Annotated in this window: 19 protein-coding genes; 9 read left to right on the top strand and 10 right to left on the bottom strand. The window is 72.9% G+C overall.

Annotated features, from left to right (window positions below):
- Positions 1-79: 79 nt before the first annotated feature.
- The 6 genes from PS467_RS30065 to PS467_RS30040 all read left to right on the top strand — a co-directional run bounded on the left by PS467_RS30065 (position 80) and on the right by PS467_RS30040 (position 4,924).
- Positions 80-727 carry an amino acid ABC transporter permease gene (locus PS467_RS30065; protein WP_311037842.1) on the top strand — a complete coding sequence of 216 codons (648 nt, stop codon included), beginning with the start codon at positions 80-82 and terminating at the stop codon, positions 725-727.
- A complete protein-coding gene (locus PS467_RS30060) occupies positions 724-1,671 on the top strand; it encodes an amino acid ABC transporter permease (protein ID WP_311037841.1) in 948 nt (315 codons plus the stop codon). The genes PS467_RS30065 and PS467_RS30060 overlap by 4 nt, the downstream gene beginning before the upstream one ends.
- Positions 1,672-1,858: 187 nt before the next feature.
- Positions 1,859-3,583 carry an FAD-dependent monooxygenase gene (locus tag PS467_RS30055; protein ID WP_311037840.1) on the top strand — a complete coding sequence of 575 codons (1,725 nt, stop codon included), beginning with the start codon at positions 1,859-1,861 and terminating at the stop codon, positions 3,581-3,583.
- Positions 3,584-3,764: 181 nt separating this feature from the next.
- Entirely contained in the window at positions 3,765-3,845 is an 81-nt protein-coding gene (locus PS467_RS30050; RefSeq protein WP_311039996.1) for a putative leader peptide, read from the top strand.
- A gap of 94 nt (positions 3,846-3,939) precedes the next feature.
- Entirely contained in the window at positions 3,940-4,482 is a 543-nt protein-coding gene (locus PS467_RS30045) for a cupin domain-containing protein (protein WP_311037839.1), read from the top strand.
- A gap of 4 nt (positions 4,483-4,486) precedes the next feature.
- Positions 4,487-4,924, top strand: a complete 438-nt coding sequence (locus PS467_RS30040) for a rhodanese-like domain-containing protein (protein WP_311037838.1) — start codon at positions 4,487-4,489, stop codon at positions 4,922-4,924.
- Between the two features lie 95 nt (positions 4,925-5,019).
- Here the strand turns inward: PS467_RS30040 and recX are convergent, their stop codons facing one another.
- From recX to PS467_RS30020, 4 genes are all read right to left on the bottom strand, one after another.
- A complete protein-coding gene (recX, locus tag PS467_RS30035) occupies positions 5,020-5,631 on the bottom strand; it encodes a recombination regulator RecX (RefSeq protein ID WP_268974793.1) in 612 nt (203 codons plus the stop codon).
- 3 nt (positions 5,632-5,634) lie between these two features.
- The gene (gene recA / locus PS467_RS30030; protein ID WP_311037837.1) at positions 5,635-6,774 is read right to left on the bottom strand and encodes a recombinase RecA; all 1,140 of its coding nucleotides are present in this window, start codon (positions 6,772-6,774) and stop codon (positions 5,635-5,637) included.
- Positions 6,775-6,910: 136 nt separating this feature from the next.
- Complete coding sequence (locus PS467_RS30025; protein WP_432280649.1) at positions 6,911-8,116, bottom strand: AI-2E family transporter; 1,206 nt, start codon at positions 8,114-8,116, stop codon at positions 6,911-6,913.
- An 80-nt stretch (positions 8,117-8,196) separates the two neighbouring features.
- On the bottom strand, positions 8,197-8,391 hold the full coding sequence (locus PS467_RS30020) for a DUF3046 domain-containing protein (RefSeq protein WP_268974790.1): 195 nt from the start codon (positions 8,389-8,391) through the stop codon (positions 8,197-8,199).
- Positions 8,392-8,470: 79 nt separating this feature from the next.
- Between PS467_RS30020 and PS467_RS30015 the strand changes: the two genes are divergently transcribed.
- Positions 8,471-9,478, top strand: a complete 1,008-nt coding sequence (locus tag PS467_RS30015; protein ID WP_311037836.1) for a hypothetical protein — start codon at positions 8,471-8,473, stop codon at positions 9,476-9,478.
- Positions 9,479-9,573: 95 nt separating this feature from the next.
- Here the strand turns inward: PS467_RS30015 and PS467_RS30010 are convergent, their stop codons facing one another.
- Genes PS467_RS30010 through PS467_RS30000 form a run of 3 tightly spaced genes read right to left on the bottom strand, consistent with a single transcriptional unit; the run spans position 9,574 to position 11,466 of the window.
- A complete protein-coding gene (locus PS467_RS30010) occupies positions 9,574-9,876 on the bottom strand; it encodes an AzlD domain-containing protein (RefSeq protein WP_268974788.1) in 303 nt (100 codons plus the stop codon).
- Positions 9,873-10,613: an AzlC family ABC transporter permease gene (locus PS467_RS30005; RefSeq protein ID WP_432280648.1), complete on the bottom strand. Its 741-nt coding sequence runs from the start codon at positions 10,611-10,613 to the stop codon at positions 9,873-9,875. Before PS467_RS30005 ends, PS467_RS30010 begins: the two co-directional genes overlap by 4 nt.
- 1 nt (position 10,614) lies before the next feature.
- On the bottom strand, positions 10,615-11,466 hold the full coding sequence (locus PS467_RS30000) for an AraC family transcriptional regulator (RefSeq protein WP_311037834.1): 852 nt from the start codon (positions 11,464-11,466) through the stop codon (positions 10,615-10,617).
- Between the two features lie 80 nt (positions 11,467-11,546).
- On the opposite strand from PS467_RS30000, the gene PS467_RS29995 reads away from it, so the two are divergent.
- Together PS467_RS29995 and PS467_RS29990 are read left to right on the top strand one after the other, a co-directional pair.
- Positions 11,547-16,211, top strand: coding sequence for an ATP-dependent helicase (locus PS467_RS29995; protein ID WP_311037833.1), 4,665 nt, complete (start codon positions 11,547-11,549; stop codon positions 16,209-16,211).
- 218 nt (positions 16,212-16,429) lie between these two features.
- Positions 16,430-17,236, top strand: a complete 807-nt coding sequence (locus PS467_RS29990; protein ID WP_311037832.1) for a DNA-formamidopyrimidine glycosylase family protein — start codon at positions 16,430-16,432, stop codon at positions 17,234-17,236.
- On the opposite strand, the gene PS467_RS29985 is transcribed toward PS467_RS29990, so the two are convergent.
- The 3 genes from PS467_RS29985 to PS467_RS29975 form a co-directional block, all read right to left on the bottom strand.
- The gene (locus tag PS467_RS29985) at positions 17,170-17,472 is read right to left on the bottom strand and encodes a hypothetical protein (protein WP_311037831.1); all 303 of its coding nucleotides are present in this window, start codon (positions 17,470-17,472) and stop codon (positions 17,170-17,172) included. The two genes, PS467_RS29990 and PS467_RS29985, sit on opposite strands and share 67 nt — an antisense overlap.
- A 237-nt stretch (positions 17,473-17,709) precedes the next feature.
- On the bottom strand, positions 17,710-18,192 hold the full coding sequence (locus PS467_RS29980; RefSeq protein WP_268974782.1) for a Dps family protein: 483 nt from the start codon (positions 18,190-18,192) through the stop codon (positions 17,710-17,712).
- 142 nt (positions 18,193-18,334) lie between these two features.
- Positions 18,335-18,721, bottom strand: coding sequence for a helix-turn-helix domain-containing protein (locus PS467_RS29975; RefSeq protein ID WP_268974781.1), 387 nt, complete (start codon positions 18,719-18,721; stop codon positions 18,335-18,337).
- Between the last annotated feature and the right edge of the window lie 46 nt (positions 18,722-18,767).

Raw genomic sequence — 18,767 nt, 5'->3', positions numbered from 1 at the left:
CGCTCGCCCGTTTCGCCTGTTCGCCTCGAAGCCGGTGCGCTCCGCACGCCGCTGACCTGACCGCTACCGCGGAGAATCGATGAACGTACTCCTCGATCATTTGCCCCAGTTCCGTGAGGGGTTCCTGGGAACCCTCTCCCTCACGGCGGCCAGTGCGGCGCTCGCTCTCGTCCTGGGCATTGTCATAGCCGGCTTCCGGGTGTCCCCCATACCGCCGCTGCGGGCATTCGGCACGGCCTGGGTCACCCTGCTGCGCAACACCCCGCTGACCCTGCTGTTCCTGATCGCGTTCTTCGTGATCCCGCAGATCTTCTTCCCGGGAACGAGCCCCTTCGTTCTCGCGACGGGAGCGCTGGGCTGCTACACGTCGTCCTTCGTCTGCGAGGCCGTGCGGTCCGGTATCAACACCGTGCCGCTCGGCCAGGCGGAGGCCGCCCGCAGCCTGGGGATGACCTTCTTCCAGACCCTGCGGATGATCGTCCTCCCCCAGGCCACCCGGACCGTCATCCCGCCCATGAGCAGCATCTTCATCGCGCTCACCAAGAACTCGGCCATTGCCGGGGCGTTCAGCAACACCGAACTGTTCAATGTCTCGAAGCTGCTGAGTGACAAGGGCTTCGCGATCGGCTGGATCTTCCTGTGGATCGCGCTGTGCTACCTGGTCATCACCTTCGCCATCAGCGGTCTCTTCCGGCTGCTGGAGAGCCGCCTGGAGGTGGCCCGATGAGCTCGAGCGTCCTGTACGACGCGCCCGGCCCCAAGGCCCGCGTCCGCAACCGCATCTTCTCCGTCGTCGGCGCCCTGGCCGTCCTCGGGCTGATCGTCTTCGCCGTGGTGCGGCTGAACGCCAAGGGGCAGTTCGCGCCCGAGATGTGGGACATCTTCAACTACGCGGGGGTGCGGACCAGCATCCGCGACGGTGTGCTCACCACCCTGAAGGTGTTCGCGGTCGCGGCGGTCCTCTCGCTGCTCCTCGGGGTGCTGCTCGCGGTCGGCCGACTCTCCGACCACAAGGCCGTGCGCTGGTTCGCGACCGGTTTCATCGAGCTGTTCCGGGCCGTCCCGCTGCTGATCACCATCTACGTGCTGTGGGTGCTCTTCCTGACCTACCGGTCAGACCTGGGCCTCAGCGGTGACAACACCGGCTTCTGGGCCCTGGTCATCGGGCTGACCGTCTACAACGGCTCGGTCCAGGCCGAGGTGTTGCGGGCGGGCATCAACGCGGTGCCCAAGGGCCAGCGCGAGGCCGCGTACGCCCTGGGCATGCGCAAGACCCAGGTCATGATGACGGTTCTGGTGCCGCAGGCCGTACGGGCGATGCTGCCGACCATCATCAGCCAGTTGGTGGTCACCCTGAAGGACACCTCGCTCGGCTATGTGATCACCTACCAGGAGCTGCTGTTCCAGCTCCAGCAGCTGGCCGGCAACATCGTCGTCAACGACGACAACCCCTACGTTCCGGTGATCATCGTCGGCGGTGCCATCTACATCGCGATGTGCCTGGCCCTCTCCGCCCTCGCCACCTGGATCGAGCGGCGCGGCCGGCGCGCCAAGACCGGCATCCGGGTGGCGGACGCCGGCCAGCCGCTCGCGGCCGCCGACGCGCTCGACGTCGTCGACCAGCCCGCGGCTTCCGTGCCGGACGACGCGTCCGCCGGCAAGGCGAACTGAGGGGCCGTCCCGGGGGCCGGGCGGAAGAACGAGACCCTTACCAGGGCGGTGGCGTGCGCGCCACCGCCCTTCGTCGCTTGACGCGGGCAGCGGCAGTGGGTTGCATGCTTTCTGTGATCGCTCACCGGGTTTCAACTGCCAGTTTCCGTACGTCACGTACGACCCACAGGGCTACCGGAACCGCACCGTGGACCCGGTGATCGTCGCCGGGGCGGGCCCGGTCGGCCTCACCCTGGCCCTCGCCCTCGCGCGCCTCGAGGTGCCCGTGATCCTGCTGGACGAGTCCACGGGCGACGAGGAGAGCCGTCTCGCCCGCACCGTCGTGCTGCGGCCGGACACCGCTGCCCTGCTGGAGCGGCTGGGCTGCCGGGTCACCGCCCGTGCGCGGCCGTGGACCGGATGGCGCACGATGCGGCGGCGGCAGCTGGTACGGCAGCTGCCCCTCACGCCCGGCGGCCTCTTCGGCGACGAGCGCGGCACCGGCGGCGGCTGGGGCGGCGGCCTTACGGAGGCCACGGACCTCCCCGGGGGAGACGGGCCGGAGGGCGAGTCGGCACCGGCTCCGACGCCCTCACCCCTGCATCTGCCCCAGCATGAGCTCACCCGGGCGCTGCGGGACTCGCTGGCCGCGATCGGCGACGAGGATCTCGTCCGCATCGTCTCCGGAACCCGGCTCGACAGCCTGGAGCAGGACGACCACGGGGTCGGTGTGCGCACCCGGGGCGCCCAGGCCACCTGGTGGCGGGGCAGCTATCTGGTGGGCTGCGACGGACCGCGGTCCACCGTCCGCAAGCTCCTCGGCGTGCGCTTCCCGGGCCGTACGGCGGTCGAGCGGCACGCCGTCGCGGCGCTGCGCGCCGAACTCCCCTGGCCCGGGGAGGCCGTGCTGCACCGCTCCCCGCCATGGCGCAGCATCGACGCGGAGGTGACCGCCCGGCCACTGACCCACGACCTGTGGCGGATCGACTGGCTGCTGCCGCCCGGCCGCGATCTCGTCACCCCCGATGCCCTGCTGGTGCGGGTGCGCGACACCCTCGCGGGGTGGTGCGAGAATCCCGAGCCCCGCTATGAGCTGCTGGACACCGGCGTGCACACCGTGCACCACCGGCTCGCGCTGCGCTGGCGCGTCGGACGCGCCTTCCTGGCCGGGGACGCCGCCCATCTGCTGGGCGCGCTCGGCACCCAGGGGTTCGAGGAAGGGCTGCGGGACGTCGAAAACCTCGCCTGGAAGCTGTCCCTCGCCTGGCATCACGGGGCCTCGGACGCTCTGCTCGACAGCTATCAGGCGGAGCGGCGCGGGGCCATCGGGGCCCGGCTGCGGGCGGCGGACCAGGCGCTGCCCCTGGTACGGGCGGCCGGCGGCTGGCGCGCGGTACGACGCACCGTGCGACCCGGCGGGGCGCGCGGGCACGACGCGCTGCTCACCGACGGTCACCTCGGACGCGGTCCGCTGGGCGCGCCGCCGGTCTACGACCGTTCGCCGCTGACCCCGGCGGCGCCGCCGGAGGGCTCGATCACGGTGGGCACGGCGTTCGGGGCGCCGGTCGCCGATGTGCCGGTGACCGCCCCGGACGGCTCGGTCGTCCGGCTGCGGGAGCGGCTCGGCAAGGAGCTGCTGGTGGTGCTGGTCGCCCCCGGCACCGGGGTGTGGGACCGCCGCCACTGGATGCGCGCCGGGCTGATGCCACGGCTGGCGGCGGCCGTCGCTGCGCTGCCCTTGGCGACCGAGCTGCTGGTCACCGAGGCGTATCCGGGAGCCCCGGCGCACACCGTGCTGCTGGTGCGGCCGGACGGCCATCTGGCCGGAGCGCTGTCCGGGGTGCGGCCGAGCGGGCTGTACGCGTGCGCGGACGCGGTCCGGGGCGGGAACGCGGCGCGGGGCGTACCAGCGGAGGCGAGCGCGCGGCAGTAGTGCGGAATCGACGAGGCGCGCCGGCTCGCGCTCGGGCGCCGCTGGCCGCCGCCGCGGCAGCGACGGCGGTGGCCCGTCCGCGGGCGTGCGCGGTCCTTCTTCGGGCGTGCACGGTCCGGGCGCGAGCCGGTGAGGTTGACCTTCCTTTCCGGCGCATGATTCACTGCGCAGCGTGACCGACATGTGCTTGCCTCGCTTCTGGCGGAGGGTCCATCTGGACCTGGTCCGCTACGCGGGCTGTGTCTGTCGTCCGTTCTGTTGATCCGCTTCTGCCCCGCGCGGTGCGCCCGCGCCTCTTTCGCGATCACTCAGGACGGTTCCCTGTGCCCGACGTACCCACGTCCATTCCCGCTCCCGTGCGCCCCTCCACGGACCTCGCCGCGAACCCCGCAGTCGGCTCGGCCGCTCCGCCCAGCGCCGCGGAGCTGCTCGACTTCGCCCGCCGGACCGCCGCCGACGCCGAACTCGTCGCCTCGCTTCCGCTCGATCCGGAGGGCCGCACCTGGCTGCGCCTCGACGGGCCGGGCGGCAGCGAGGCCTGGCTGATCGGCTGGCCTCCGGGTACCGGCACCGGCTGGCACGACCACGGCGGCTCCCATGGCGCCTTCGTCTCGGCGGCCGGTGAGCTGACCGAGCAGTCCCTCGCGGCGCGCATTCCGACCGGGGGATGGAAGACCCTCGAACTGGCCGACGGTGTGGACCGCGAGCGGCGGCTGCCCGCCGGGCGGGGCCGCGCCTTCGGGCCGCATCATGTCCATGAGGTGATCAATCCGTCCGCCACCGAGCATGCGGTGTCGGTGCACGCCTACTACCCGCCGCTGCCACTCATGCGGCGTTACAGCCGCACCGGTCAGACCCTGCGGCTGGAGCAGATCGAGCGGCCCGAGGAGTGGGGATAACCCGATGGGCACGACGAAGCGGAGCGTGGACGAGCTGCTGGCCGAGGCCCGTGAGGAACTCGACCGGCTGGAGCCCCTCGACGCCGCGGCGGCGCAGGTCCAGGGCGCACTGCTGGTGGACATACGGTATGCGGCGCTGCGGGAGCGCGACGGCACCATCCCGGGAGCGCTGATCGTCGAGCGGAACGAGCTGGAGTGGCGGCTCGACCCGCAGTGTGACCACCGGCTGCCCGAGGCCACCCACCACGATCTGCGGGTCGTTGTGGTGTGCAACGAGGGGTACGCGTCGAGCTTCGCTGCCGTCTCACTGCGCCGGCTGGGGCTGGAGCGGGCGACCGACTTGATCGGTGGGTTCCAGGCGTGGCGCGCGGCGGGCCTCCCGGTGCACCGGCCCCCACACGGGCCGGATGACGCGCGGCCGGACACCGCTCTTCCAGTCTGACCGGGTCCCTGGATCGGCCGGGGCCACCGGCTTCTCGGGCTCGACCAGCGTCTCCGGATTCACCGACGTCTCGGGGCTTTGGGGCCGGGGAGACCTCAAAGGTCGGGGAGGTGATGCTCCAGCAGCTCCGGGTCCTCTCCCTCCTCCTCCAGCGCGCGCCGCACCACCCGCAGCGCCAGCCCCTCGGAGTAGCCCTTGCGGGCCAGCATCCCGGCGAGGCGGCGGATCCGCTTGTCCCGGTCCAGGCCGCGCGTCGCCCTCAGCTTGCGTTCGACCAGCTCACGCGCGGTCCGCTCCTCCTGATCGGAGTCGAGCTGCCCCACCGCGTCCTCGATCAGGGCGGAGTCCACGCCCTTGGTGCGCAGCTCACGGGCGAGGGCCCGCCGGGCGAGCCCGCGGCTGTGGTGCCGGGATTCCACCCAGGCCCCGGCGAACGCCGCGTCGTCGATCAGCCCGACGTCCTCGAACCGGGACAGCACCTCCTGCGCCGCGTCCTCGGGGATGCCTCGGGTGCGCAGCGCGTCCGCGAGCTGCTTACGGGTGCGTGGGGTCCCGGTGAGCAGGCGCAGGCAGATCGCCCGCGCCTGCTCCTCCGGGCCGGGCGGCGGCCCCTGCTCGGCCCTCGACAAGGAGGGGGCGCCGCTGTCCGGACGGTCCGGGCGCTCCGGACGGCCCGTGCTGTCCGGCCATTCGGTCCGCCGTGTCATGGATCAGCTCTTGGCCGCGGCGGTCTTGGCCGCCTTCGCCCCGGACTTGGCCGCCGGGGCTGCCGCGGCCTTCACCGGTGCGGCGGCGGTCACGCCCGCGGCACCGGCCGCGTCCGCGGTGGGCTCCGCGTCCGCCGGGTCCTGGGGCTTCACCCCGATGCCGAGCTTTTCCTTGATCTTCTTCTCGATCTCATTGGCGAGATCGGGGTTGTCCTTCAGGAAGTTACGGGCGTTCTCCTTGCCCTGGCCGAGCTGATCGCCCTCGTAGGTGTACCAGGCACCGGACTTGCGGATGAACCCGTGTTCGACGCCCATGTCGATCAGACCGCCCTCGCGGCTGATGCCCTGGCCGTAGAGGATGTCGAACTCGGCCTGCTTGAAGGGCGGCGCGACCTTGTTCTTGACGACCTTGACGCGGGTGCGGTTGCCGACCGCGTCGGTGCCGTCCTTGAGCGTCTCGATCCGGCGGATGTCCAGCCGCACCGACGCGTAGAACTTCAGCGCCCGGCCACCGGTGGTGGTCTCCGGAGAGCCGAACATCACGCCGACCTTCTCACGGAGCTGGTTGATGAAGATCGCGGTGGTCTTGGACTGGTTGAGCGCACCCGTGATCTTCCGGAGCGCCTGGCTCATCAGCCGGGCCTGGAGGCCGACGTGGGAGTCGCCCATCTCGCCCTCGATCTCCGCACGCGGCACCAGCGCGGCCACGGAGTCGATGACGATGAGGTCCAGGGCGCCGGAGCGGATCAGCATGTCGGTGATCTCGAGCGCCTGCTCGCCGTTGTCCGGCTGGGACAGGATCAGGGAATCGGTGTCCACGCCCAGCTTCTGCGCGTAGTCCGGGTCGAGGGCGTGCTCCGCGTCCACGAAGGCGACGGTGCCGCCGGCCCGCTGGGCGTTGGCCACCGCGTGCAGGGTCAGGGTCGTCTTACCGGAGGACTCGGGGCCGTAGACCTCGACCACCCGGCCACGCGGCAGACCGCCGACGCCGAGGGCGACGTCGAGAGCGGTCGACCCGGTGGGGATGACCTCGACCGGCTCGTTCGGCCGCTCGCCCATGCGCATCACGGCGCCCTTGCCGAATTGCCGTTCAATCTGTGCGAGCGCGGCGTCGAGCGCCTTCTCGCGGTCGGTTCCTGCCATGGGTCCCACCCGGTTTGCTTGAGTCGATCGCTTCACGTCCATGACGCTAGCGCCTGCCACTGACAAGCGGCCCGGACGTCCTCGGCCTGTGGATAACCTGCCGGGCCTCCATAAGAATGGATGTTCGATTTTTGTGTCAACTGCGCCGCGCCAGTGCGGCGCGCATCCGCGCGAGGGCCGACGCGCCGCGCCGCCGCGTGCGCCCGTGCACCCGCAGATCGTCGGTCACGTCGTAGCGCTTGATGTACGCGCCGAGGAACGCCTGCAGCGTCGCGGTCGCCGGAATCGCGATCAGCGCGCCCACCGCGCCCAGCAGCGCGGTGCCCGCTATCACCGATCCGAAGGAGACGGCCGGGTGGATGTCCACCGTCCTCGCGGTGATCCTCGGCTGGAGCAGATAGTTCTCGAACTGCTGGTAGATCACGACGAAGACCAGGACCCACAGCGCGTACCAGGGCTCGATCGTGAACGCGATCAGCATCGGCAGGGCCCCGGCCAGGTAGGTGCCGATGGTCGGGATGAACTGCGAGATCAGCCCCACCCAGACGGCGAGCGCCGGGGCGTAGGGCACGCCCAGGGCCTCCAGCAGGATGTAGTGGGCCACACCGGAGATCAGGGCCATCAGCCCGCGGGAGTAGATGTAGCCGCCGGTCTTGGCCACCGCGATCTCCCAGGCGCGCAACACCTCGACCTGCCGGGTCGGCGGCAGCACCGAGCACAGGGCACGGCGCAGCCGGGGCCCGTCGGCGGCGAAGTAGAAGGCGAACAGGGTTACCGTCAGCACCTTGAACAACCCGCCGAGCACCTGTGCGGAGACGTCCAGGACGTTGTCGGCGCTGTTCTTGACGTAGCTCTGGAGCCAGTCGGAGTGCAGCAGGCTGTCCTGGATCTCCAGACGCGACAGATGCGTGTGGAACGTGTCGTTGATCCAGCTGACCAGATTGTCGAGGTACTGCGGGAAGTCCTGGACCATGGTCATGATCTGGTCGGCGAGCATCGAGCCGAGCAGGGTGAAGAAGCCCGCGGTGCCGATGAGGATGGCGAGAAAGACCAGCGCCGTGGCCAGCCCCCGGCGCATGCCGCGGGCGGCCATCCGGTCCACGGCCGGTTCGATCGCGAGCGCCAGGAAGAACGCGATCAGGATGTTCAGCAACAGCCCGGTCAGCTGATCGAAGGCCCAGGTCGCAAGCCGGTAACAGGCCACCAGGGCGAGGGCGAGCACCATGGCGCGCGGCAGCCAGCGCGGCATGAGCGCGGGCTGTTGCGGGGAATCCGAGGAGGCCCGAGCGGCGCTCGGGGTGTCGTCGGCGTCGGGGGAGAACGTCTCTTCGGTCGGGGCCACTGGCCAAGTGTGGCGTACATCGGAAGAAGAAATCCGGCCACCCCGGGAACCTGGTGCGGCCGGAGCGTCCGAAGGGCCGCTCAGCGCTTGCCCTCAGGGATCTCCATCGCGGCGCAGACCCCGCGCCAGACGTCCTTGGCCTCCCAGCCGTCCTCGAGCGCCTGGTGCACCGTCCGGCCGCCGAGCTGCGACATCACATGATCACGCGCGAAGGAGTCGGCGTACGCCGCGCCGAAGTGGTCCGCCATTCGCTGCCAGAAGTCCGTCAACCGCATGTGACCAGTATCGCGCTCCCGGGGGTGCACCCGGGCATGAGCCCCCTACCGAGGGTGTCTTCCGCCCTACGGTCTGTCCATGGACCGATCCGCACGCCTCCCCTCCTCGCCGTCGTCGCCCTCCGTTCCCCCACCCGGGTCCGCCGATCCGGCGCAGCCGGCCGAGTCCTCCGCGCTCTCCCGCGCCGAGCGGTTCATCTGGCTGACCGCCCGGGTGCTGGAGCAGCGCAGATTCGCTTACCACTTCCTGGGCGGCGGCGCCGAGGCGGTCGAGACCGCGCTGGCCGCGTACCTGGGAGCCGACGGAGGCTACGGCCACGCGCTGGAGCCGGATCTGCGCGGCCCGGTGAGCCAGCCGCTGCATGCCGTGCACGCCTTACGGGTGCTCGACGGGATCGGGCGCTGCGGCGGGCAGCGGGTGGAGCGCCTGTGCCGCTATCTGACGTCCGTGTCCACCCCGGACGGCGCGCTGCCCGCGTGCCACCCCTCGCTGCGCGGCTATCCGGCGGCCCACTGGGTTCCGTCGGCGGATGATCGGTGCGGTGATCTGCTGACCACCGGGCCGGTGGTGGGGCTGCTGCACCGCAATGAGGTGTGGCACGCGTGGCTGTTCCGGGCCACGGACTTCTGCTGGGCGGCGGTCACGGCCCTGACGGAGGGCGGCGCGATGACGCGCCCGTATACGGTCGCGGCGGCCGTCGCCTTCCTCGACGGGGCACCGGACCGGGCCCGCGCCGAGGCGGCGGCCGAGCGGCTCGGCCGCCGGGTGCGGGAGGAGCGGCTGGTCGAGCCCGTGCCGGCCCCGGCCATCGAGCCCGCCCAGGACCGCCCCCTGTCGGCGGACCACGGCCCCGGCGAACCCCTCCACGTACACGACATCGCCCGTACGCCCGGCTCGCTGGCGCGCCGGTGGTTCACCGACGCCGAGGTCGAGCGGTCCCTGGACGCACTCGTGGCCGCGCAGCAGGAGGACGGCGGTTGGCCGCCGCGCGAGCGCGCATGGACGCCGGGGGCCGCGCTGGAGTGGCGGTCGCTGGCGACCATCGAGGCGCTGCTGACGCTGCGGGCGTACGGACGGCCGGTCTGAGCGGGCGTACGGACGGCCGGTCCGAGCGCGGGCATGCGGACGGCCGTCCGAGCGAGGCGTAGGGACGGCCGGTCCGAGCGGCGGGCGTCCTTCGGTCACAGGGCCCGGACGCCGGCGGTGACGGCGACGGCCACGGCGACCACCACCAGGAAGGGGGCGCGGAGCACCAGCGCGAGCGCCGCCGCCCCCAGCCCGGCCGCCCTCGCGTCCAGGACCAGGTGTGGGCCGTCGCCGAAGGTCTGCTGGGCGGTGAGGGCGGCCAGCAGGGCCACGGGCAGCAGCGCGGCCAGACGCCTGACGAGCGGGCGCTCCAGGACCCCGGCGGGCACCGAGAGCCCCAGCAGCTTGACCAGGTAGCAGCCCACCGCGGTGACGCCGATGGCTATCCAGGTGATCATCGGCGCTCACCCGGCTCCGTGGTGCGCGAGACGCGTCCGCGCACCGTAAGGACGACGGGAGCGGCGAGCGCCGCCACCAGGACCGGAACCCCGGCGGGCAGCACCGGCTGGGAGAGCAGTACCAGCAGGACGCCGAGGGCGGCCACGGCCCGTTCGACGGTGCCGCTGAGCATGGGGGCCAGCAGGGCGAGAAAGACGGCGGGCCCGGCGGCGTCCAGGCCCCAGGCGTCGGTGTCCCCAAGGGCGGAGGCCCCCAGGACACCGAGCAGCGTGGTGAGGTTCCACAGGACGTACAGGGTCAGCCCGGTGACGGTGAAACCCAGGCGCGCGGTGCGCCGGTCGGGCTGGGCGAGGGCGACGGCCGAGGTCTCGTCGATGACCCAGTGGGCCGCCAGGGGGCGCACCGCGCGCGGCAGCCCGAGGAGTCCGGACAGCCGGAGCCCGTAGAAGGCGTTGCGCACCCCGAGGAAGAACGCCCCGGCGGCGGCCGTGAACGGGTTGCCGCCCGCCGCCAGCGCGCCCACGAGGGCGAACTGCGACGCCCCGGTGAAGACGAGCAGGCTGAGCGCGCAGGTTTGCAGCAGGCCGAGTCCGGCGCCCGCCGACGTCACTCCGAAGGCGAAGCCGGAGAGTCCCACGGCGACGCCGACGCCCAGGGCGTCCCGGACGACGGCCGGGTCTGCCGGGAGCGCGACGGGATCGGTTCGTGTCTCTATCTGTTCTGGCACATCGCGCACGTTAGGAGACCGCTTCGGATTCGGTCTTGTACGTTCTTGCACGCTCCCGGCGGTAGGCGCCCGGTGGCACCCCCACGATGCGGGTGAAGTGCCGGTTCAGGTGGGACTGGTCGGTGAAGCCGACGGCAACGGCCGCCTCGGCGGGCGCTCTCCCGGCGTCCAGCAGCCGCCGGGCCTGGCGCACCCGGGCGTCGGTGAGCCAGGTGTGCGGCGGCATCCCGTAGACGGCGCGGAAGGCCCGCAGCAGGGCGAAGGGTCCGGTGCCCAGCTCGGCCGCCAGCCGCTCCAGGGACGGCGGATCCGCCATCCGCTCCTGGAGGATCGCGCGGGCGCGCGCCGCCGTTCGCGCCCCCGCGGTGCGCGCCGTGCGCTCGGGGAGTGGGCCTCCGTACTCGCGCAGCAGCCGGACGAGGGCGATGCGCAGCAGGCTGTCGGCGGCGAGCGCGTTGCCCTCCTCCGCGGCCCGGTGCACCGCTGTGACGAGCCGCGCGGCCTGGGGGTCGTCGACGGTGGGAACCCGGAATCCGGCCATTCCACGGAGCGTGGTCGTCTCGGCGGCGACACCGGCCACCAGGTCCGGGGCCGGGTACAGCACGCTGTACGCCCACCCCTCGGGCGCCCCGGCCCGTCCGGTGTGCGGAACCTCCGGGTTGATGAGCGCGATCCCGCCGGGCCCGGTGCGTTCGACGGTGCCACGGTGGTGGAACTCCTCGACGCCCTCGGTGACCGCCGCGATCACGAAGGTCTCGTGGGTGTGCCATACGAAGGTCTTGTCGATGTAGCGGGCGCGCAGCAGGTCGACGCCCGGAAGCTGGGGGTACCGCCAGTGCCGCGCGCTCTCCCGGTTGGCCATGGCACCATTGTGCGCTCCACCCGACCGCCTCTGACCTGCGGCTCCGGCCATTGTCAGTGGTCCGGTGCACGATGGGGGGCATGGCACGTTCGGCGCTCGATGGATTCTCCCCGGCCACCCGCGGATGGTTCACGGGTGCCTTCACCGCGCCCACGCCCGCGCAGGAGGGCGCGTGGCGGGCGATCGGCGAGGGCTCGGACGTCCTGGTCGTCGCCCCCACCGGCTCGGGCAAGACCCTGGCCGCCTTCCTGGCGGCCCTGGACAAGCTGGCCGGTGAGCCGCCGCCCGCCGAGCCGAAGAAGCGCTGCCGGGTGCTGTACGTGTCCCCGCTGAAGGCCCTGGCGGTGGACGTCGAGCGCAATCTGCGCAGCCCGCTGACCGGTATCCGGCAGGAGGCGGTCCGGCTGGGCCTGCCCGAGCCGCAGATCCGGGTGGGCACCCGCTCGGGCGACACCCCGCCCGCCGAGCGCCGCGCCCTGGCCGCCCGGCCGCCGGACATCCTCATCACCACCCCCGAGTCGCTGTTCCTGATGCTCACCTCCGCCACCCGGGAGGCGCTGCGCGGGGTGGAGACCGTGATCCTGGACGAGGTCCACGCCGTCGCGGGGACGAAGCGCGGCGCCCATCTCGCGCTGTCCCTGGAGCGCCTCGACGAGCTGCTCGAGCACCCCGCCCGGCGCATCGGCCTGTCCGCGACCGTGCGGCCGGTGGACGAGGTGGCGCGGTTCCTGTCGCCGCGGCGCAAGGTGGAGATCGTCCAGCCGCCGTCGGGCAAGGAGTTCGACCTGTCGGTGGTCGTGCCCGTGGAGGACCTGGGCGAGCTGGGCGGCTCCCCGGCCCAGGAGGGGGAGGCGGGCGAGCGGCCGTCGATCTGGCCCCATGTGGAGGAGCGGATCACCGATCTCGTCCAGGCCCATCGCTCCACCATCGTCTTCGCCAACTCCCGCCGCCTGGCCGAGCGGCTGTGCAACCGGCTGAACGAGATCGCCTACGAGCGGGCCACCGGAGAGGCCCTGCCCGAGGACCACTCCCCCGCCGAGCTGATGGCCGAGGCCGGCGCGGCCCGGGGCGCGCCGGCGCTGCTGGCCCGCGCGCACCACGGCTCGGTGTCCAAGGAGCAGCGGGCGCTGGTGGAGGAGGACCTCAAAGCCGGCCGGCTGCCCGCCGTCGTCGCCACCTCCAGCCTGGAGCTCGGCATCGACATGGGCGCGGTGGACCTGGTCGTCCAGGTCGAGTCGCCGCCCTCGGTGGCCTCCGGTCTGCAGCGGGTGGGCCGGGCCGGCCACCAGGTGGGCGCGGTCTCCACCGGCGTGGTCTTCCCGAAGTACCGCGGCGATCTGGTGCAGGCCGCGGTGGTCACCGAGCGGATGCGCGAAGGTGCCATCGAATCGCTGCGGGTGCCCGCCAACCCGCTGGACGTGCTCGCCCAGCAGCTGATCGCCATGACCGCCATGGACACCTGGGACGTGGACGAGCTCCTGGCCCTGGTCCGCCGCGCCGCACCGTTCGCCTCGCTCCCGGAGTCGGCGTACACCTCGGTCCTCGACATGCTCGCGGGCCGCTACCCCTCCGACGCCTTCGCCGAGCTGCGGCCGCGTCTGGTGTGGGACCGCGTCGCCCATACGGTCACCGGGCGCCCGGGGGCGCAGCGGCTCGCGGTGACCTCCGGCGGCACCATCCCCGACCGCGGGCTCTTCGGTGTCTTCCTGGCGGGCGCCGACACCAAAAAGGGCGGCGGCAGGGTCGGCGAGCTCGACGAGGAGATGGTCTACGAGTCCCGGGTGGGCGATGTGTTCACCCTGGGCACCACCTCATGGCGGATCGAGGACATCACCCGCGACCGCGTCCTGGTCTCCCCCGCCCCCGGCGTCCCCGGCCGGCTGCCCTTCTGGAAGGGCGACCAGCTCGGCCGCCCCCTGGAGCTGGGCCGAGCCCTGGGCGCTTTCCTGCGGGAGATCGGCGCCCTGGCGCCCGAGGACGCCCGGCTGCGGCTGCTGGCCGCCGGTCTGGACGCCTGGGCCGCCGAGAACGTCATCGGCTATCTGGACGAGCAGCGCCGTGCCTGCGGACATGTGCCGGACGACCGCACGATCGTCGTCGAGCGGTTCCGCGACGAGCTGGGCGACTGGCGCGTGGTGGTCCACTCCCCGTTCGGCGCGCAGGTCCACGCCCCCTGGGCGCTCGCCCTGGGAGCCCGCCTCGCCGAGCGGTACGCCATCGACGCCCAGGTCATGCACGCCGACGACGGCATCGTGCTGCGGCTGCCGGACGCCGATCTGATGGGTCTCGACCTCCTCGACGCGGACCCGATGCGCCAGGGCGTGGAGTACGACGCCGAGCAGTCCCCGGTGGGCGCGGCCGACGTCGCCTTCGACAAGGGCGAGATCGGCCAGGTCGTCACCGATCAGGTCGGCGGCTCGGCGCTGTTCGCCTCCCGGTTCCGGGAATGCGCCGCCCGCGCCCTGCTGCTGCCCCGCCGCGACCCCGGCAAGCGCACCCCGCTGTGGCAGCAGCGCCAGCGTGCCGCGCAGCTCCTCCAGGTGGCCAGCGAGTTCGGTTCCTTCCCGATCGTCCTGGAAGCCGTCCGCGAATGCCTCCAGGACGTCTTCGACGTCCCCGGCCTCACCGAGCTGATGGGCGACATCGAGGCCCGCCGGGTCCGGCTGGTGGAGGTGACCACCCCCGAGCCGTCGCCCTTCGCCCGCTCGCTGCTCTTCGGCTATGTGGCGCAGTTCCTGTACGAGGGCGACTCCCCGCTCGCCGAGCGGCGCGCCGCCGCCCTCTCCCTCGACTCGCGGCTGCTGGCCGAGCTCCTGGGCCAGGCCGAGCTGCGCGAGTTGCTCGACGCCGACGTCCTGGCCGAGCTGGAGCGCGAGCTCCAGTGGCTCACCGAGGACCGCCGGGTCAAGGACGCCGAGGGGGTCGCCGACGTCCTGCGGCTGCTCGGCCCGCTCACCGGCGCCGAGCTGGCCGAGCGCGGCGCCGAGCCCGGGTGGGCGGATGACCTGGCCGGGGCCCGGCGCGTCATCCGGGTCCGGATCGCGGGCGAGGACCACTGGGCCGCGGTGGAGGACGCGGGGCGGCTGCGGGACGCGCTCGGCACGGCGCTGCCGGTCGGCGTCCCCGAGGCGTTCACCGAGCCGGTCAAGGACCCCCTCGGCGATCTGCTGGCCCGCTATGCCCGCACCCACGGCCCGTTCACCTCGGCACAGGCCGCCGCCCGCTTCGGCCTCGGCACGGCCGTCACCGAGGGCGCCCTGCACCGCCTCGCCGCGAGCGGCCGCGTCGTCCAGGGCGAGTTCCACCCCTCGGGGGTGGGCCAGGAGTGGTGCGACGCGGCCGTTCTGCGCCGGCTGCGGCGCCGCTCCCTGGCCGCGCTGCGCCATGAGCTGGAGCCCGTGGCGCCCTCGGCACTCGCCGCCTTCCTTCCGCAGTGGCAGCATCTGGGCACCCACAGCCTGCGCGGTATCGACGGGCTGGTGCGCGCGATCGAGCAGCTCCAGGGCGCGCCCGTCCCCGCGTCGGCCCTGGAGAAGCTGGTCCTGCCGTCCCGGGTGAGCGATTACACCACCACGATGCTCGACGAGCTCACCGCCTCCGGGGAGGTCGTCTGGGCCGGGGCGGGAGCGCTGCCCGGAAAAGACGGCTGGGTCACCCTCCACCTGGCGGACACCGCGCCGCTGCTGCTGCACACCCCGCATCCGCTCGAGGCGGGCCCTCTCCACCGGGCCGTCCTCGACGCCCTGGCCGGGGGGTACGGGCTGTTCTTCCGGCAGATCGCCGACCAGGCCCGAGCCGCCGGTCACGAGTTCCAGGACCCGCAGCTCGCCGAGGCCCTGTGGGACCTGGTCTGGGCCGGCCGGGTCACCGGCGACACCCTCGCCCCGCTGCGCTCCCTGCTGGGCTCGGGCCGTACGGCCGGCTCCACCGCTCACCGCGCCAAGCGCACGGTCCCCCGGGGGCGCTACGGCGGCCTTACGGGCCGCACCGGCCGGCCCACGGCGTCGCGCAACGGCCCGCCCACCGTCGCCGGGCGCTGGTCCCTGCTGCCGGAGCGCGAGCCCGAGCCCACCCACCGTGCCCACGCCCTGGCGCGCACCCTCCTGGACCGGCACGGGGTGGTCACCCGCGGGGCGGTCGCCGCCGAGGGGGTCGAGGGCGGCTTCTCCGCCGCCTACCGGGTGCTGTCCGCGTTCGAGGAAACCGGCCAGGCGCGCCGCGGCTATGTGGTCGAGGGGCTCGGCGCCGCGCAGTTCGCGATGGACGGCGCGGTGGACCGGCTGCGCGCGGTCAGCACGGCCCGCGATCGCGCGGCGGCCCCCGCCTTCGACGGACAGCGGCGGGAGTCCCGGCGCGCCGTCGTACTCGCCGCGGCCGACCCGGCCAATGCCTACGGCGCCGCGCTCCCCTGGCCCGATCCGCCCGCCGACGCGAGCCACCGGCCGGGGCGTAAGGCGGGAGCGATGGTGGTGCTCGTCGACGGTGAGCTGACGCTCTACATGGAGCGGGGCGGCAAGACCCTGCTCGCCTGGCCCGCGGGCGAGGCCGAGGCCGCCTCCCCGGAGGACGACGCCCGGCTGTGGGCGGCGGTGGAGGCGCTGGCCGAGTCCGCCCGCGCGGGCGCGCTCGGCTCGGTCACCGTGGAGCGGGTCAACGGCGGCCAGGCGCTCTCGTCCCCGACGGGCAAGCTCCTGGAATCGGCGGGCTTCCACCCGACGCCACGGGGCTTCCGGCTGCGTCCCTGATCGGCGAAGGCTTCTGCGCGCATACGACACCCCGTGCAGTGCGCGCTCGGCACCCGCGCCACACCCCGCCCCCTGCGGCCGCCCCGCCCGTGCAGCGCCGCGAGCCCCATACGGCCCCCCTGGCGCGTGCGGCTCCCTGCCCCGCCAACAGCCCGCGGGAGGAGCACCCTGTCCGACGGCGCTCCCGTCTGCCATCGCCCGCGGGCATCATGGATGCCATGCCCGAAGGAGACACCGTCTGGCAGACCGCCCAGCGCCTTCACCAAGCCCTCGCCGGTCCCCCGCTCATCCGCAGTGACCTGCGGGTCCCCCGCCTGGCGACCGCGGACCTCACCGGCCGCCGGGTCCTCGAGGTCGTCCCGCGCGGCAAACATCTGCTGACCCGTGTCGAGGGCGGGCTGACCCTCCACTCCCATCTGCGAATGGACGGCGCATGGCGGGTGTACGGGCCGGACGAGCGATGGCGTGGCGGCCCGCACCACCAGATCCGGGCCATCCTCGCCACCGCCGAGCACTCCGCCGTCGGCTACCGCCTCCCCGTCCTGGAACTGCTCCGCACCAGCGACGAGGACCGGGTCGTCGGCCATCTCGGGCCCGACCTCCTGGGGCCCGACTGGGATCCGGACGAGGCGCTGCGCAGGCTGCTCGCGGATCCGTCCCGGCCCGTGGGCGAAGCGCTGCTGGACCAGCGCAACCTCGCCGGAATCGGCAATGTCTACAAGTCCGAGCTGTGCTTCGTGCTGCGCGTGTCGCCCTGGCTGCCGATCGGCGAGATGTCCGCTCCCGAACGCCTGGTGGCCCACGCGAAGAGGCTCCTGGAGGTCAACAGGAACCGGCGCGCCCGGGTCACCACGGCCGAGCCGCGCTCCGACCGCCGACTGTGGGTGTACGGGCGCCCGGGGCGGCCCTGCCGGCGCTGCGGTACGCCGCTGCGCGCCGCGGGCCAGGGCCCTGCGGATCAGGAGCGCTCGACCTTCTGGTGCCCGACCTGCCAGCCGGAGCCGCGGCGGCCCGCCCTGTCCTGACCTGGGGGGCCGCCCCTGCGTGAGCCGCCTCTTCTTCCGGGTGAGGGTCCGCAGTGCACCGGCAGCAGGCTCAGCCCCCAGCCGCCGACCGCGAACGCCCCCTCCACCGGCCCGGCCTCCCCTGGCTGCACCGCCAGCCGCAGCACGGACCACCACCAGACACCACCCAGAGCGAGCGCGAGCACCCAGCGGACCGGCCTTCGGCCCTGGGAGTCGGCCCCTCCGACGGCTGCCATGACTGCCTCCTTCGGGCGACGCTAGACGCCTGTTCGCACACGGCGGGAGGGCGCACAGGAGGCACGTCGGCGCGTGTCGGACATTCGCGCTCCCCCCAGTCTGCCCAGCCGGGCCATGCGGCGCACCCAGAGCGGGCCGACGGGCCGGGACACCGGGCGAAGAGCTGGAAAGACCGCGCGGGATCGGGCGTCCGGACCGATCTCAGCTCGCTCAAGGTCCGAATACCCGATTCCGCCTCAGCCTCGCTGACCGCCGTTCTCGGCCTGGAACATCCAGTGATGCTTCTCCAGGTCACGGGTGACCTCGATGAGAATGTCCTGCGTCACCGGGTCGGGTGCGTCGGTCGCGTCGATGCGCTCCCGCATCCGCGCGATCACCGCTCCCAGCGCGTCCACGAGCGTCCGTATGGCCTGCGTGTCATCGGTCCAGCCGTCCTTGACCGCGTCGACAGCGCTGGTCGCGGCGACCGTCTGGGCCCGTGCGTCCGGCGGCAGCCCGAGCGCCGAGGCCCGCTCCGCCACCGTGTCGGCGTGCTCCCTGGCCGTTGCCACGACCTCGTCGAGCTGTAGATGAATCGTGCGGAACCGCGGGCCCACGACCGTCCAGTGGATCTGCTTGCCCACCAGGTGGAGGTCGACGAGATCGACCAGGGCGCCTTGCAGCGCGTCACCGACGACCTTGAGGTTCTCCTCCGACAGCGGGCTCCTGACCACAGTCATCCACTTCCTCCTGTTCGACCGTTTGGCCCCCCTTGGTTACCTCTCTCCATGCTGGGTGACCCGAATCCGGCCGGACAAACATCGAGGCCCCGGCCGGTATGGCTACCGGCCGGGGCCTCGAAGAACTTCAGGTGTGGGCTTCTCAAGCCGCCACGACGTCCACGGCTTCCTTGGGCGGCTTGATGGTCACCCGCTCGTCCGGGACACCCGTCACGGACGTCACGGAGACGGGATTGAGCACGGGCCGCATCGGAGCGGGCACCTTCTCGCTCGTGGACGCGGCCGACTCGGCCAGTTCGGCGAGCGACAGCTCATCACTGACCTCTCGCATGACCTGCGACATCCGCACCTCCAGGGCGTCGCAGATCGCCGACAGCAGCTCGGATGAGGCTTCCTTCTGACCGCGCTCGACCTCTGACAGATAGCCGAGCGACACCCGGGCGGACGAGGAAACCTCGCGCAGAGTACGGCCCTGGCGCTGGCGCTGCCGGCGCAGCACGTCACCCAGCAGGCGACGGAGCAGAATCATCGCTGGCTCCCTCCTCGGACCTCGGATCCGGATCCTTCACGCCCCA

It is taken from the genome of Streptomyces luomodiensis (genome assembly GCF_031679605.1).
In the GTDB taxonomy this organism is placed as follows: domain Bacteria; phylum Actinomycetota; class Actinomycetes; order Streptomycetales; family Streptomycetaceae; genus Streptomyces; species Streptomyces luomodiensis.
The sequence above is the reverse complement of the archived record's forward strand: the minus strand, read 5'-3'. Positions and strand labels throughout refer to the sequence as shown.